Genomic DNA, 13,879 nt, shown 5'->3' on the forward strand with positions numbered 1-13,879 from the left:
TAAGGCATGTACTCGCGTTTCAGGCTCGCACATCTGCCCCTGGCATTGCTGGCGGTTTCTTCACCCTCCCTGGAAGCGGAGGAGGCTGCCGAGGAGGGCGCCCGGGACGGCGGCGCCTATCAGGAAGGCGAAGGCAGCGTCCTCGCCCTGGACGACGTGCTGGTCACCGCCGAGCGGGAGCTGAAACAGGCCTCCGGCGTTTCCATCATCACCGCCGACGACATCAAGAAGCGCCCGCCGGTCAACGACCTGTCCGACATCATCCGCAAGATGCCCGGCGTCAACCTCACCGGCAACAGCGCCAGCGGCCAGTACGGCAACAACCGGCAGATCGACATCCGCGGCATGGGCCCGGAGAACACCCTGATCCTGATCGACGGCAAGCCCGTACGCTCGCGCAACTCGGTGCGCATGGGCCGCAGCGGCGAGCGCAACACCCGCGGCGATACCAACTGGGTGCCGGCGGAGCTGGTCGAGCGCATCGAGGTGCTGCGCGGTCCGGCGGCGGCGCGCTACGGCTCGGGGGCGGCCGGCGGGGTGGTCAACATCATCACCAAGGCACCGACCGAGAAGGTGCACGGTTCGCTTTCCTGGTACGCCAACAGCCCGGAAAGCGAGTACGAGGGGCAGACCCGGCGCTACAGCTTCAGCCTGAGCGGCCCCATGGTCGAGGGGCTTTCCTACCGCCTGAGCGGCAACCTCAACAAGACCGACGCCGACGATCCGGGCCTGAACAGCGCCTACGCGACCGAGACCACCATCACCCCGCCGGCCGGCAAGGAAGGGGTGCGCAACCGCGATCTCAACGGCCTGCTGCGCTGGGACCTGAATTCGCAGCAGACCATCGAGGTCGAGGGCAGCTACAGCCGCCAGGGAAACATCTACGCCGGCGACCGGGCCGTCAGCTCGACGGGCTCGGAACTGCTGAACGAGCTGATCGGCCGGGAAACCAACATCATGTATCGGCGCGCCGGCTCCATCACCCATCGCGGCAACTGGGACTGGGGCAGCTCGCAGCTGGTCTTCTCCTACGAGAACACCCGCAACCGGCGCCTCAACGAGGGCCTGGCCGGCGGCAGCGAAGGCAGCATCAACGTCGGCGACATGTCCACCTCCGAATACGACAACTATGCGCTGAGCGGCGAGGTGAGCATTCCCTTCACCTTCGGCTTCAGCCAGGTGGCGACACTGGGTTTCGAATACACCAAGGAGGTGCTGGACGATCCCTACTCGGTGACCCAGAGCACCACCAACGGCGGCGCGCTGCCCGGCACCGGTGCCGGCCCCCGCGACAGCGAGGCGACCAACGAGAACATCGCCTTCTTCACCGAAAGCAATATCCATCTCACCGAGCGCTGAACCCTGACGCCCGGCCTGCGCTTCGACAACCACACCCAGTTCGGCAGCAACTGGAGCCCGAGCCTGAACACCTCCTACCAGCTGACCGATGCCGTCACCGTCAAGGGCGGTCTGGCGCGGGCCTTCAAGGCGCCCAACCTGTACCAGTCCAACACCAACTATATCTACTACACCATGGGCAACGGCTGTCCGGCCGACTCGCCGAACCTGGGCGGCGGCTGCTACGTGCAGGGCAACGACAGCCTGGATGCGGAAAAGAGCTGGAACTTCGAACTGGGCGTCGCCTACGAACAGGCCGGCTGGAACGCCGGGGTGACCTATTTCCGCAACGAATACGAAGACAAGATCGAGGCCGGCCTGAACCCCACCGGCCTCACCGAGGGGACCGCCGGCACCGGGCAGATCCTCATGTGGGAGAACGCGCCCAAGGCGGTGGTGGCCGGCTGGGAAGGCACCCTGAACGTCCCGCTGATGGGCTTCGAGGGTGACATCCTGAGCTGGAACACCAACTTCACCTACATGATCGAGAACAAGAACAAGAAGACCGGCGAGCCGCTGTCGGTCATTCCCAAGTTCACCGTCAACTCCATGCTCGACTGGCAGGCCAGCGCGGCGCTCAACCTGAGCCTGAGCATGACCCTCTACGGCTACCAGGACCCGCGCCAACTGAGCGGCACGGGCGCCGCGGAAAGCGGCGATGCCCTCAAGCAGCGGGGCGGCTACACCCTGTGGGCGATCAACGGCAACTACGAGCTGGACAAGAACTGGAGCTTCGGCGCGGGCATCAACAACCTGTTCGACAAGGAACTCAAGCGCGAGGGCACCAACTCCTCCAACGGCGCCGGGGCGGCCAGCTACAACGAGCCGGGCCGGGCCTACTACGCCTCGGCCAAGTTCTCCTTCTGACCGCCTGCCAGGAGCCGAGCAGCCATGCGGCAAGACACCGGTTACATACTGGACGTGCCCTATCCCCACCATTTCCAGCGCGAGTCGATGCCGCTCTGGCTGTCCTTCGTCGCGACGGCGCTGGGCGTCGCGGCGCCGGACATCACCCGGCCCTATTCCTGGTGCGAGCTCGGCTGCGGCCAGGGACTGGGCGCGGCGCTCAACGCCGCGGCCAACCCCCAGGGGCGTTTCGTCGGCGTCGACTTCAATCCGCGCCATATCGCCCACGGCCGTGCCTTGGTGCAGGCCGCCGGACTGGACAACCTCGAATTCGTCGAGGCCGACTTCGCCTCCCTGGCGCGGACGGCCGAGGCGCAGGGGGCGCAGTACGACTTCATCGTCCTCGGCGGCGTCTATTCGTGGATCTCCGTATCCGACCGCGAGGCGCTGCGTCGCTGCGTGCGCCACTGGCTCAAGCCGGGCGGCATTCTCTACCTCGGCTACATGTGCCAGCCGGGCATGGCCTTCCTGCCCGCGCTGCAGCGCTTTCTGCGCTGCCATGGCGACTCCGTGCAGGGCGACTCGCTGGCCCGGCTGCAGGCCGGCCTGGGTCTGCTCGCGCGCATGGAGCAGGGCGGCGCCGGCTTCTTCCGCGAGCAGCCGGTCGCGGCAAGCTATCTGGCAGCGGGACTGCGGGAAGATCCGCGCCAACTGGCCCACGAGCTGCTCAACGCGCACTGGGAGTCGCTGCACGTGGCCGATGTCATCGAGACGCTGTCCGCCTGCGGCTGCGAGTACCTGGGCAGCGCCACGCCGCTGGAGAACATCGACGCGCTGTCCCTGCCGGGCAACCTGCTGCCCCTGCTGCAGGAACTGCGCACCCCGGCCGAGCGGGAGACCTTCAAGGACCTGGCGCGCAACCAGTCCGAACGCCGCGACCTCTACCAGCGCGGCGTGCGCCGGCTGGACGGGCAGGCCCATCGCCAGGCGCTGCTCGACCAGGTGCTGACGGCCCTGCCGGGAGCGCCGCAGGGCGGCGGCATCGACTTCAACACCCGCATCGGTCCGGTGCAGGGGCAGGCCGGCCTGTTCGGTCCCCTGCTCGAGGCCCTGGCGACAGGCCCGTACTCCTTCGCCGAGCTGGCCCGCCTGCCGGCCCTGCAGGGGCAGACCGGCCTGATCAGCCCGGCCCTGCAGATGCTCGCCTGGGCGGGGCACCTCCATCCGCTGCTGCCGGGCCAGGTCGCGGTCGAGCGTTGCCGGAGCCTGAACCGGGTGCTCTGCGAGGGCGCCTTGCAGGGCATCGATTACGGCCATCTGGCCGCTCCAAGCCTGGGTTCCGCAGTGGCAGCCGACCGTCTGCAGAGGGTGGCCCTGCGGGTCCTGCTGGACTATCCGGGCATTTCCGGCCGCCTCCTGTACGAGACGGTCCGGACCCTGCTGGTGGATGCGGGAGGCGCCGGGGAGGCCGACCTGGAGCGGCGCCTCCGGGACTTCGAGGCCGTCGTGCTGCCGCACTGGCGGCAGATGGGGATGCTGGACGCATGAGCATGGGCGATGCCCGCGGGCCGTCGGGCCTTCACCAGCCGGCCATTCATATGCCGGGAGCCGGCAGGCAATCTGTAAGGAGAAAAACTTGAGCCGTCGATTATCGCTGCCGCCCGCACGGCGGGCATGGCTGGACGTGGCCTTGAGGGTCACGGCAGCCGTCTTCGGGGGATACGTCCTGACCTATGCCGCCACGGCGGCGCTGGCGCGCCTCCTGCCGCTGGCGCGCTTCGATGCGGCCATGCTCGCCACGCTGCTGTCCTTCGCGCTCTATACGGGCTTCGTGCTCTGGGCGTTCGCGGCTGCCTCCGTGCGGCGCGTCTGGCTGGGCATCGCGCTGTCGCTGCCCCTGGCCGCCGTGGGCTTCTGGCCGGTCTGGTTCGGAGGTGCTTCCTGATGTCCGGGAACAGAACCTTCCGGCAGTCCATGAGCTGGCTGCATGGCTGGGCTGGGCTGCTGCTCGGCTGGCTGCTGTTCGCCATTTTCCTGACCGGCACCCTGACGGTGTTCGACAAGGAGATCAGTTGGTGGATGCAGCCGGAGCTGCGCGATACGGGCGTCGACCAGCCGACGGCGGCGCGTTTCGCCCAGGACTGGCTGGCGCGCGAGCACGGCGAGGCTGCGGTCTGGAGCATCGGCCTGCCGACCGAGCGCTCGCCGGTGCTCAAGGTGTCGACCGGCGAGGATCGTCGTGCCGAGCGCCTGGTGCTCGATCCGGAGTCGGGGGCCCGGGTGCCGGTGCGCGACAGCGTGGGCGGCAACTTCTTCTTCCGCTTCCACTACAGCCTCCACCTGCCGCGCACCCTGGGCATCTGGCTGGTCGGCCTGGCGGCGATGGCCATGCTGGTGGCGCTGGTCAGCGGCATCGTCATCCACCGCCACCTGTTCCGCGATTTCTTCGCCTTCCGTCCGGTGGGCAGCCGGCGCGCCTGGCTGGACGGACACAATGCCAGTGCGGTCCTGCTGCTGCCGTTCCATCTGATGATCACCTACACCGGGCTGGTGATCTTCTTCCTGATCTACATGCCGGCGGCGCTGGATGCCCTCTACGGCGGCGACCGCATGGCCATGCTGCGCGAGGCGTCGCCCGGCGCCCAGGCCGTTGCCGGCGGCATGGACAGAGGCGACCAGCGGTCGCGGGACGGGGCGTCGGCCCGCGAGGCGCCCCCTGCCGAGCTGCTGCCGCTGGAGTCGTTCATCGTCCCGGCGGAGGCGCTGTTCGGGTCGGGCATGGTGGCGTCCCTGCGGGTCAGGCATCCGGGACGGGCGAATGCCCGGGTCGAGGCGAGTCCCCTGCTGGGCAGCCGCATTGCCCTGACCAAGGGCGAGGCGGCGGTCTTCGACGGGGTTTCCGGCAAGCTCCTGCAGGCGCCGGCGGAGAAGCGTCCCAGTGCGCTGACCCAGCGGGTCATGGCCGGGCTGCATTTTGCGCAGTTCGGCGGCTATCCGATGCGCTGGCTGTATTTCCTCTGCAGCGCGGTCAGCTGCGCGATGATCGCCACCGGCCTGGTGCTGTTCGTCATCCGCCAGCGTCTCAAGGTGGCCGAGGCGAATGCCGGACAGGGCTTCCTGCGCCTGGTCGAGACCCTGAACGTCGGCACGCTGGCCGGCCTCATGCTGGGCTGCGTCGCGCTGCTCTGGGCCGCTCGACTGCTGCCGGCGGATCTGGCTGGCCGCGCCGGCTGGGAGGCGCGCCTGTTCTTCGCCGTCTGGGCCCTGGCGTTCGTCCATGCCTGGCGGCGTCCGCCGATGGCGGCCTGGCGCGAGCAGCTGTGGGCGGCGGCCCTGCTGTGCATGGGCCTGCCGCTGCTCGAGGGCTTCAGCGCGCCGTCCCTCGATAAGACCCGTCTGCTCCTGGAGCTGTGCGTCTTCCTGTGCGGCGCCGTGCTGGGCTGGGTGGCCTGGCGGGTCGGTAAAGCGAGTGCCGCCGATGGAGTGTCTCGTTCACTGGAGGGAGCCATGCGATGCTGACTGGATTCACTGCGGGCTTGCTGCTCGCCTACACGGGCATGCTCGGCCTCTGTCTGGGGCTCGAGCGCCACTATCGCCAGATCTGGCAGCAGGTGCCGCCGGCCTGGCTGCGGCGGACCCTGCGTGCCGCCGGCTGGCTGGCGCTGGCGCTGGCCTTCCCGGCCTGTATCCAGGCCTGGGGCGCGGCGATGGGGCCGGTCGGCTGGTTCGGCCTGGTGTCCCTGACGGGCTTCGCCCTGGTGCTGCTGCTGCCCTTGGCGCCGCGCCTGGCGCTCTGGCTGCCGGCCGCTGGCGGAGTGCTCTGGGTCCTGCTTCTGGGGGCCGGTCTCTGGCGTGGCGAGCCGTTCTGAGCGGCCGGCGGCAGTTGCGGCCGGATCGCGCTATGCTCGCGGCTTCCGCACCCGGACCGAACAGGAAGACCCCATGTATCGACTCGACGACCTGCTGCACCTCATGGCCCGCCTGCGTGATCCGCGGCACGGCTGTCCGTGGGACCTGCAGCAGTCCTACGCGAGCATCGTCCCGCATACCATTGAGGAGGCCTATGAAGTCGCCGACGCCATCGAGCGCGGCGACTTCGAGCACCTGCCGGGCGAGCTCGGCGACCTGCTGTTCCAGGTGGTCTACTACAGCCAGCTGGCGCGGGAGGAGGGGCGTTTCGACTTCGCTGCGGTGGTCGACGGCATCACCCGCAAGCTGATCCGCCGCCATCCCCACGTGTTTCCCGATGGCGACCTGTACGGCGCGCCGGATCTGCCGAAGCTGGCCGAAGCGGCCATCCGCCAGCGCTGGGAAGAGATCAAGGCCGCCGAGCGGGCGGAGAAGGCCGCCGCGCCCGAGCAGCTGTCGCTGCTCGACGACGTGCCGCAGGCCCTGCCGGCGCTGTCCCGCTCGGTCAAGCTGCAGAAGCGCGCCGCCGGGGTCGGCTTCGACTGGCCGGAAGCGCTGGTGGTGGTGGACAAGCTGCGCGAGGAGCTGGACGAGCTGCTGGAAGCGATGAGCGAGGACGATCCGCAGCACATCGCCGACGAGCTCGGCGATGTGCTGTTCGCCGCGACCAACCTGGCGCGGCATCTCGGCGTCGACCCGGAGGCCGCCCTGCGCGGTGCCAATGGCCGGTTCGAGTGGCGTTTCCGCTTCATCGAGCAGGCTCTGCGTGCCGACGGGCTCAGCCCCGAGGGCTGCAGCCTGGACGAACTGGAGGCCCTGTGGGCAGCGGCCAAGCGTGCCGAACGCGACGAACCGGGCTGCGCCTGAGCCGGGCGGGGGCTTGGCTGCCGCCGGCCATCCCGGACTTGCACTCCAGTCCTTCAGGCCGGAGGATTGACCCTGCCGGCAGGTTGCGGAAGGTGCCAGTTCAGCCTTTCCCCGGTCTGCCCGGATCGCCGAAGTTCGCCCCTGAAAACGAACGCCCGCATCGCCGGGCTGTTGGAAGATCTCTTACGATGAGCATGTCATTGCGCGACCAGCTGCTGAAAGCCGGACTGGTCAACGAGAAGCAGGCCAAGCAGGCCGGCAAGCAGAAACAGAAGCAGGAGCGCCTGGAGCGCAAGGGCCAGGTCGAGAAGGATGACTCTCAGCGCCAGGCGGCGCTCCAGGCCCAGGCCGAGAAGCTCGCCCGCGATCAGGAACTGAACCGCCAGCAGCAGGAGAAGGCCGAGCAGAAGGCGCGGGCCGCGCAGGTCAAGCAGCTGATCGAGGTTTCCCGCCTGCCCAAGCTGAACACCGACGACTACTACAACTTCGTCGACGACAAGAAGGTCAAGCGCCTGCCGGTGAATGCCATGATGCGCGACAAGCTCAGTCGCGGCTCGCTGGGCATCGTTCGCCACGGCGGCAGCTACGAAGTGTTGCCGCGCGAGGCGGCGCTGAAGATCCAGGAGCGCGATCCGCGCCGGGTGGTGCTGCTCAACACCCCGACCGAAGCGCCCGACGAGGACGATCCGTACGCCGCCTACAAGATTCCCGACGATCTGATGTGGTGAGGCCGTAGAAACGACAAAGCCGGCGCGAAGCCGGCTTTGCTGCGGTGTGTTGGGATCAGTCGAGCCGGCCCTTCACCGGGTGGCCGTCGACCGTGCCTTCCTTGAGCATGATCTGGTATTCCTTGCCGTCCTTTTCCACCTGGTGCAGGCGCACCATCAGATAGTCCCAGTCCTTGGCGAGCCAGAACACGGTCTTGCGGCTGCTCTGGGTGGGATCGCGCACGCGCTCGACCTTGACCGCCTCGACCACTCCCACCCGGGTACGCACGTTCTCGCTGCCCAACACGCGAAAGTCGTAGGTCTCGACCTCGTCGCCGTCGAGCACCTGGTAGCTCATGCTCTGCTTGCCTTCGGCGACGTCCTTCTGCAGCGCCAACTGGTAGACGGCCTTGTCCAGCACGCCGCGGTTGATCGGCAGACTCACCGACTTGTCGCGATCGTGGCCCTGGACCTGCTTGGTCTTCCAGTCGAAGTCGTGATCGACTTCCTTCTCCTTGCCCATGCCGCTGCGCGCGTAGCGGTAGGCGAGCGGCAAGAGCTGGCCGCCCTCGACGGTGAAGGTGCTTTTCTCTTTCATGCTGGCGACCAGCATGCTGGCCTCGAACTTGTATTCCCAGCGCATGCCGTCCAGCTTCTTCAGCGAGCGTTCGGCGGAGCCGCTGATCGGCATCTGCTTCCAGTCGGCGGTGTAGCTGGCGGAGAAGGGTTTCAGCTCGAAGGCATAGGTGGGGGCTGCGAGCAAGGCAAGGACGAACAACAGGGCACCACGCATAACGTCTCCTATCCTAGGTTCGAATGAGATGGCCGGTGGCCGGCAGTGTTTCTCCATCCAGCACGGCACCTTGCGGCGTCAGCCGCAGGCGTCCCTCGGCGAACCAGCGCACGGCCTGTGGGTAGATCCGATGTTCCTGCAGATACACGCGCAGGGCCAGCGTTTCCTCGCTGTCGCCCGGCTGCACCGGAACCACCGCCTGGATGACCAGGGGGCCGCCATCGAGTTCCTCGGTGACGAAGTGCACGCTGCAGCCATGTTCGCTGTCCTGGGCTTCCAGGGCGCGGCGATGGGTGTGCAGGCCCTTGTGGCGGGGCAGCAGGGAGGGGTGGATGTTCAGCAGGCGGCCTTCGTAGTGGCGGACGAAGGCGGGGGTGAGAATGCGCATGAAGCCGGCGAGGATCACCAGGTCGGGCCGGAAGACGTCGATCGCCTCCATCAGCGCGGCATCGAAGGCCTCGCGGCCTTCGTAGGCCCGGTGATCGAGCACCTGTGTGGCGATGCCGGCGTTCTTCGCCCGGGTCAGGCCGTAGGCATCGGCGCAGTTGGAGAGTACCGCGCGGATCCGCAGTGGATTGCCTTCGCCCTGGCTGTCGATCAGCGCCTGCAGGTTGCTGCCGGAGCCGGAGATCAGCACCACCGCATTGCAGGAGCCGGCCATCAGTGCGCCTTCAGGTTGTTCAGCAGGACGCGCTCGGCGCCTTCGCCGGCGGCGATGCTGCCGATCAGCCAGGGCTGCTCGCCCGCCTCGCGCAGCACGGCGAGGGCCTGCTCGACCTTGTCCGGGGCGACGCAGACGACCATGCCGACGCCGCAGTTGAGCACGCGGTGCATCTCGCGCTCGTCGACATTGCCTTTCTCCTGCAGCCAGTCGAACACTGCCGGGCGGGTCCAGCTGGCCACGTCGATCACCGCCTGGGTGCCCTGCGGCAGCACGCGCGGGATGTTCTCGGTGAGGCCGCCGCCGGTGATGTGGGCCATGGCCTTGACCGCGCCGGTTTCCTTGATGAGCTTGAGCAGCGGCTTGACGTAGATGCGCGTCGGCGCCATCAGCAGGTCGGCCAGCGGCTTGCCGTCCAGGCTGGCGCTGGCCACTTCGGTGCCGCTCACCTCGAGGATCTTGCGGATCAGCGAATAGCCGTTGGAGTGCGGGCCCGACGAGGGCAGGGCGATCAGCGCATCGCCGGCGGCGACCTTGGAGCCGTCGATGATCTCGCTCTTCTCCACCACGCCGACGCAGAAGCCGGCCAGGTCGTAGTCCTCGCCCTCGTACATGCCGGGCATCTCGGCGGTTTCGCCGCCGACCAGGGCGCAGCCGGCCATCTCGCAGCCTTCGCCGATGCCGGTGACCACGCGGGCGGCAACGTCGACGTTGAGCTTGCCGGTGGCGTAGTAGTCGAGGAAGAACAGCGGCTCGGCGCCGCACACCACCAGGTCGTTGACGCACATGGCCACCAGGTCGATGCCGATGCTGTCGTGCTTGCCGAGGTTCATCGCCAGGCGCAGCTTGGTGCCGACGCCGTCGGTTCCGGAAACCAGCACCGGCTGCTTGTAGCCGGCCGGGATTTCGCACAGGGCGCCGAAGCCGCCCAGGCCGCCCATCACCTCAGGGCGCGCGGTGCGCCTGGCCACGCCCTTGATGCGTTCGACCAGTGCTTCACCTGCGTCGATGTCGACACCGGCGTCCTTGTAGCTCAGGGAGGGTTGCTTGCTCATGAATCAGGCCTTCAGGGAAATTCGGGATTCGACCGGGGCTGAGGACCGGTCTGCAGGACAGGCGATTCTATCAGGCTTGTCCGGCAGCGACCACCGAGCGGCCCGGCCGGCAGCCCCGCGCGCCCTGGCATGCGGGCTGCGGGCAGCTCTCGCGGTTGCCGGAGAATCGGCGGCTGTTTAAGGTATACCCCCATTCGCGGCCTCGGTGCCGCCACGTCGAGATTTCCGTCATGCACCCGATCGCCCGTCTGCTCCTGCTTTGCCTGTCGCTGCTCAGTCTGCCTGCTCTCGCCGAGCAGCTTGGCGGCCTCTATCAGGTCCGCGAGCCGGTCGCCAGCCAGCAGCCGGCGGCGCGCGACCAGGCCCTGCAGCGGGCCCTCGACACCCTGCTGGTGCGGCTGACCGGCGATCCCGAGATAGTGCAGAATCCGGCTTTGGCCGCCGTGCGCCAGGACCCGCAGCAACTGATCCTCAAATATGGCTACGAAGGGCAGGCGCTGGTGGTCGATTTCGATCCGGCCTCCACCCAGAGCCAGCTGCGCCAGGCCGGCCTGCCGCTGTGGGGAGCCAACCGCCCCAGCCTGCTGGTCTGGTGGCTGAACGAGGCCGGCGGAGCCAGCCAACTGGTCGGCGATGGCCAGGACAGCGCGCAGCCGCTGCGCGATGCCGCCCAATACCGCGGCTTGCCGCTGCGTCTGCCGATGGCCGACCTCGACGAGCAACTGGTCGCCACGCCGGAGAATCTGGCCAGCGGCGCGGGGCTGGAGGGGGTGTCCGGACGTTACGGAGCCAATGCCATGCTCAGCGTGCGTGCCCGGCAGGAAGGTGACAAGTGGCTGGCCCAGTGGCATCTGTCCGCCGATGGCGGACAGTCGCAGGGTACCGCCGAAGCGGCGGACAGTACGGCCCTGGCCGATGCCGTGATGCTGGCGGCGAGCGAAAGGCTGGCCGAGCGCTTCATGGGCAAGCAGGAGGCGACCGAGCGCCTGACCCTGCGGGTCGGCGGCGCCAACCTGGCCCGCTACGCCGAACTGGAACGCACCCTCGAGCCCTTCGGCGCCCGCCTGCGTCGGGTCGAGGGCGACCGGCTGGTCTATCAGCTCGAGTCCACGGTCGCCCAGGTGCGTTCCCAGCTGGCGCTGATCGGCCTGCGCGAGGAGGGGGCTGCGGGGGCGGCGTCCGGCCAGGCGCCGATGGTGCAGCCGCGCGAAACGACCTTGAGCTTCCGCTGGTGAGCGGCCGTTGAGGCGCTGAAGGGGCGGGCCAGTGGCCTGAGCCGTCCATGCATCACTTGCCCAATCTGCTGACCCTGCTGCGCTTTCTGCTCGTGCCGCCGGTCGCCTGGCTGATTCTCGCCGAGGCTTACGGCGCGGCCCTGCTGCTGTTCGTCCTGGCCGGCCTCAGCGATGCGCTGGACGGTTTTCTCGCCCGGCGCTTCGCCTGGACCAGCCGGCTGGGCGCCCTGCTCGATCCGCTGGCGGACAAGCTGCTGCTGATCGTCAGCTGCCTCTGCCTGAGCCTGGTCGGGCTGATTCCCTGGTGGCTGACGCTGCTGGTGCTGGCGCGGGATGTACTGATCGTCGCCGGCGCCATCTGCTACCGCTGGCGGGTCGGCTTCCTGGAGATCAGTCCGAGCCGGCTGGGCAAGCTGTCCACCCTCCTGCAGACCGTTCTGGTGAGCGTGGTGCTGCTGCAGGCGAGCCTGCTGCCGGCCTTCGCCGCGTTGCGCCTGCCGCTGATCGCGCTGGTGGTGCTGGGCAGCCTGGCCAGCGCCATCGACTATGTGCGGGACTGGACCGACAAGTATCGCAGGCACAAGGATTCCACATGACTGATTCGAACCGCTGGCTCTGGCTGGCCGGGTTGTTCTTCGCCGGCTGGCTGATCTATCTGCTGATGCCGATTCTTTCGCCCTTCCTGGTCGGCATCCTGCTGGCCTACCTGGGCGATCCCCTGGTCGATCGCCTGGAAGAGCGCGGGCTGTCGAGGACCTGGGGGGTGGTGGCGGTGTTCGTCCTGTTCGGCCTGCTGCTGCTGCTGGTCCTGCTGTTTCTGCTGCCGATGCTGGGTCGGCAGCTGGTCTACCTCTACCAGTTGGCGCCGCTGGTGCTCGACTGGCTGCAGCAGGAGGCCCTGCCGTGGGTCCAGGTGAAGCTGGGGCTGGCCCAGGGGTTCTGGCATCTGGACCAGCTCAAGGCGATGTTCGCCGGGCAACTGGGCAAGACCACCGATATCGTCAGCCAGCTGCTCAGCCAGGCCACCGCCTCCGGTCTGGCCCTGCTCGCCTGGCTGGGCAATCTGCTGCTGGTGCCGGTGGTGAGCTTCTATCTGCTGCGTGACTGGGACATCCTGGTGGCCAAGCTGCGCGCCCTGCTGCCGCGTCGGCGCGAGGGCCTGGTGGTGGAGTTGATCGGCGAGTGCCATGAGGTGCTCGGCGCCTTCCTGCGTGGGCAGTTGCTGGTGATGCTGGCGCTCGGCGTGGTCTATGCGCTGGGACTGATGCTGATCGGCCTCGATCTGGGCCTGCTGATCGGCCTGCTCGCCGGGCTGGCGAGCATCGTGCCCTACATGGGCTTCGTGGTCGGCATCGGCGCCGCCCTCATCGCCGCACTGTTCCAGTTCGGCGGCGATCCCTATCCCCTGATCGGCGTGGTGGCGGTGTTCACCGTCGGCCAACTGCTCGAGGGCATGCTGCTGACGCCGCTGCTGGTCGGCGACCGGATCGGCCTGCATCCGGTGGCGGTGATCTTCGCCGTCCTTGCCGGCGGCCAGCTGTTCGGCTTCACCGGCGTGCTGCTGGCCCTGCCGGTGGCCGCGGTGATCATGGTCTTGCTGCGTCATGTCCACGATTTATATAAACTTTCCGAACTTTACGGAGAGTCCAGCCACGGAGACTCCAGCGGCGGCTCCGCGGAGCCGTCCGGGCCGACATGAAACCGATCCAGTTGCCCCTCGGGGTGCGTCTGCGCGACGACGCCACCTTCGCCAACTACTATCCCGGCGCCAACGCGGCGGCGCTTGGCTATGCCGAGCGCCTCTGCGAGCCCGACGCCGGCTGGACCGAAAGCCTGATCTACCTGTGGGGCGCCGAGGGCGTCGGGCGCAGTCATCTGCTGCAGGCTGCCTGCATCCGCTTCGAGCAGCGCCGCGAGCTGGCGATCTACCTGCCGCTGGCCGAGCTGGCGGACTACGGCCCGGCGCTGCTGGACAACCTGGAGCAGAGCGAGCTGGTCTGCCTGGACGATCTGGAGGCGATCGCCGGGCGGGACGACTGGGAGGAGGCGCTGTTCCACCTGTTCAACCGCCTGCGCGACTGTGGTCGTCGCCTGCTGCTGTCCGCCGCGGTGTCGCCGCGCGAACTGCCGATCAAGCTGCCGGACCTGAAGTCGCGCCTGACCCTGGCGCTGGTCTTCCAGCTCCACGGGCTGTCCGACGAGGACAAGCTGCGCGCCCTGCAGTTGCGTGCCTCGCGTCGCGGCCTGCACCTGACCGACGAAGTCGGGCGCTTCATCCTCACCCGCGGCTCACGCAGCATGGCGGCGCTGTTCGAACTGCTCGACACGCTGGATCAGGCCTCGCTGCAGGCCCAGCGCCGGTTGACCATTCCCTTCCTCAAGGAAACCCTCGGCTGGTAGGGCGGGTT

Annotated in this window: 13 protein-coding genes and 1 pseudogene; 11 read left to right on the top strand and 3 right to left on the bottom strand. The window is 68.2% G+C overall.

Going from position 1 to position 13,879, the window contains the following annotated elements:
• Positions 1 to 6 precede the first annotated feature (6 nt).
• From EV691_RS08570 to EV691_RS08600, 7 genes and pseudogenes are all read left to right on the top strand, one after another.
• A pseudogene (locus tag EV691_RS08570) lies at positions 7 to 2,265 on the top strand (TonB-dependent siderophore receptor).
• A 24-nt stretch (positions 2,266 to 2,289) separates the two neighbouring features.
• Positions 2,290 to 3,792: a class I SAM-dependent methyltransferase gene (locus EV691_RS08575; RefSeq protein ID WP_242672661.1), complete on the top strand. Its 1,503-nt coding sequence runs from the start codon at positions 2,290 to 2,292 to the stop codon at positions 3,790 to 3,792.
• A gap of 88 nt (positions 3,793 to 3,880) precedes the next feature.
• On the top strand, positions 3,881 to 4,189 hold the full coding sequence (locus EV691_RS08580; RefSeq protein WP_242672660.1) for an iron transporter: 309 nt from the start codon (positions 3,881 to 3,883) through the stop codon (positions 4,187 to 4,189).
• Complete coding sequence (locus EV691_RS08585; RefSeq protein WP_131302282.1) at positions 4,189 to 5,763, top strand: PepSY-associated TM helix domain-containing protein; 1,575 nt, start codon at positions 4,189 to 4,191, stop codon at positions 5,761 to 5,763. Before EV691_RS08580 ends, EV691_RS08585 begins: the two co-directional genes overlap by 1 nt.
• Positions 5,757 to 6,113, top strand: coding sequence for a DUF3325 domain-containing protein (locus tag EV691_RS08590; RefSeq protein WP_131302279.1), 357 nt, complete (start codon positions 5,757 to 5,759; stop codon positions 6,111 to 6,113). The genes EV691_RS08585 and EV691_RS08590 overlap by 7 nt, the downstream gene beginning before the upstream one ends.
• 73 nt (positions 6,114 to 6,186) lie before the next feature.
• Positions 6,187 to 7,020 (top strand): nucleoside triphosphate pyrophosphohydrolase, encoded by an 834-nt coding sequence (gene mazG, locus EV691_RS08595; protein ID WP_131302276.1) that lies wholly within the window; start codon positions 6,187 to 6,189, stop codon positions 7,018 to 7,020.
• Positions 7,021 to 7,208: 188 nt separating this feature from the next.
• On the top strand, positions 7,209 to 7,748 hold the full coding sequence (locus EV691_RS08600; RefSeq protein WP_131302272.1) for a DUF2058 domain-containing protein: 540 nt from the start codon (positions 7,209 to 7,211) through the stop codon (positions 7,746 to 7,748).
• 55 nt (positions 7,749 to 7,803) lie between these two features.
• Here the strand turns inward: EV691_RS08600 and EV691_RS08605 are convergent, their stop codons facing one another.
• The 3 genes from EV691_RS08605 to purM are packed head-to-tail and all read right to left on the bottom strand — an operon-like array spanning position 7,804 to position 10,236.
• Positions 7,804 to 8,520, bottom strand: coding sequence for a DUF3108 domain-containing protein (locus tag EV691_RS08605; protein ID WP_131302269.1), 717 nt, complete (start codon positions 8,518 to 8,520; stop codon positions 7,804 to 7,806).
• A 13-nt stretch (positions 8,521 to 8,533) separates the two neighbouring features.
• Positions 8,534 to 9,181, bottom strand: coding sequence for a phosphoribosylglycinamide formyltransferase (gene purN, locus EV691_RS08610; RefSeq protein WP_131302266.1), 648 nt, complete (start codon positions 9,179 to 9,181; stop codon positions 8,534 to 8,536).
• Positions 9,181 to 10,236 (bottom strand): phosphoribosylformylglycinamidine cyclo-ligase, encoded by a 1,056-nt coding sequence (gene purM, locus EV691_RS08615; protein ID WP_090733546.1) that lies wholly within the window; start codon positions 10,234 to 10,236, stop codon positions 9,181 to 9,183. The genes purN and purM overlap by 1 nt, the downstream gene beginning before the upstream one ends.
• A 230-nt stretch (positions 10,237 to 10,466) precedes the next feature.
• Here purM and EV691_RS08620 point away from each other — a divergent pair, with 230 nt between their 5' ends.
• Genes EV691_RS08620 through hda form a run of 4 tightly spaced genes read left to right on the top strand, consistent with a single transcriptional unit; the run spans position 10,467 to position 13,871 of the window.
• Positions 10,467 to 11,471: a DUF2066 domain-containing protein gene (locus tag EV691_RS08620; protein WP_131302263.1), complete on the top strand. Its 1,005-nt coding sequence runs from the start codon at positions 10,467 to 10,469 to the stop codon at positions 11,469 to 11,471.
• A 47-nt stretch (positions 11,472 to 11,518) separates the two neighbouring features.
• A complete protein-coding gene (locus EV691_RS08625) occupies positions 11,519 to 12,067 on the top strand; it encodes a CDP-alcohol phosphatidyltransferase family protein (protein WP_089168762.1) in 549 nt (182 codons plus the stop codon).
• Positions 12,064 to 13,170 (top strand): AI-2E family transporter, encoded by a 1,107-nt coding sequence (locus tag EV691_RS08630; RefSeq protein WP_131302261.1) that lies wholly within the window; start codon positions 12,064 to 12,066, stop codon positions 13,168 to 13,170. Before EV691_RS08625 ends, EV691_RS08630 begins: the two co-directional genes overlap by 4 nt.
• On the top strand, positions 13,167 to 13,871 hold the full coding sequence (hda, locus tag EV691_RS08635) for a DnaA regulatory inactivator Hda (RefSeq protein ID WP_039802851.1): 705 nt from the start codon (positions 13,167 to 13,169) through the stop codon (positions 13,869 to 13,871). The genes EV691_RS08630 and hda overlap by 4 nt, the downstream gene beginning before the upstream one ends.
• The last annotated feature ends 8 nt before the right edge of the window (positions 13,872 to 13,879 follow it).

The sequence above is a fragment of the Azotobacter chroococcum genome (genome assembly GCF_004339665.1).
Lineage (GTDB): Bacteria > Pseudomonadota > Gammaproteobacteria > Pseudomonadales > Pseudomonadaceae > Azotobacter > Azotobacter chroococcum.

Bases quoted from the DNA above. Each gene is read 5' to 3' on its own strand.
- EV691_RS08575 (WP_242672661.1), top strand. From the start codon at position 2,290: ATGCGGCAAGACACCGGTTACATACTGGACGTGCCCTATCCCCACCAT.
- EV691_RS08585 (WP_131302282.1), top strand. From the start codon at position 4,189: ATGTCCGGGAACAGAACCTTCCGGCAGTCCATGAGCTGGCTGCATGGC.
- EV691_RS08590 (WP_131302279.1), top strand. From the start codon at position 5,757: ATGCTGACTGGATTCACTGCGGGCTTGCTGCTCGCCTACACGGGCATG.
- mazG (WP_131302276.1), top strand. From the start codon at position 6,187: ATGTATCGACTCGACGACCTGCTGCACCTCATGGCCCGCCTGCGTGAT.
- EV691_RS08600 (WP_131302272.1), top strand. From the start codon at position 7,209: ATGAGCATGTCATTGCGCGACCAGCTGCTGAAAGCCGGACTGGTCAAC.
- EV691_RS08605 (WP_131302269.1), bottom strand. From the start codon at position 8,520: ATGCGTGGTGCCCTGTTGTTCGTCCTTGCCTTGCTCGCAGCCCCCACC.
- purN (WP_131302266.1), bottom strand. From the start codon at position 9,181: ATGGCCGGCTCCTGCAATGCGGTGGTGCTGATCTCCGGCTCCGGCAGC.
- purM (WP_090733546.1), bottom strand. From the start codon at position 10,236: ATGAGCAAGCAACCCTCCCTGAGCTACAAGGACGCCGGTGTCGACATC.
- EV691_RS08620 (WP_131302263.1), top strand. From the start codon at position 10,467: ATGCACCCGATCGCCCGTCTGCTCCTGCTTTGCCTGTCGCTGCTCAGT.
- EV691_RS08625 (WP_089168762.1), top strand. From the start codon at position 11,519: ATGCATCACTTGCCCAATCTGCTGACCCTGCTGCGCTTTCTGCTCGTG.
- EV691_RS08630 (WP_131302261.1), top strand. From the start codon at position 12,064: ATGACTGATTCGAACCGCTGGCTCTGGCTGGCCGGGTTGTTCTTCGCC.
- hda (WP_039802851.1), top strand. From the start codon at position 13,167: ATGAAACCGATCCAGTTGCCCCTCGGGGTGCGTCTGCGCGACGACGCC.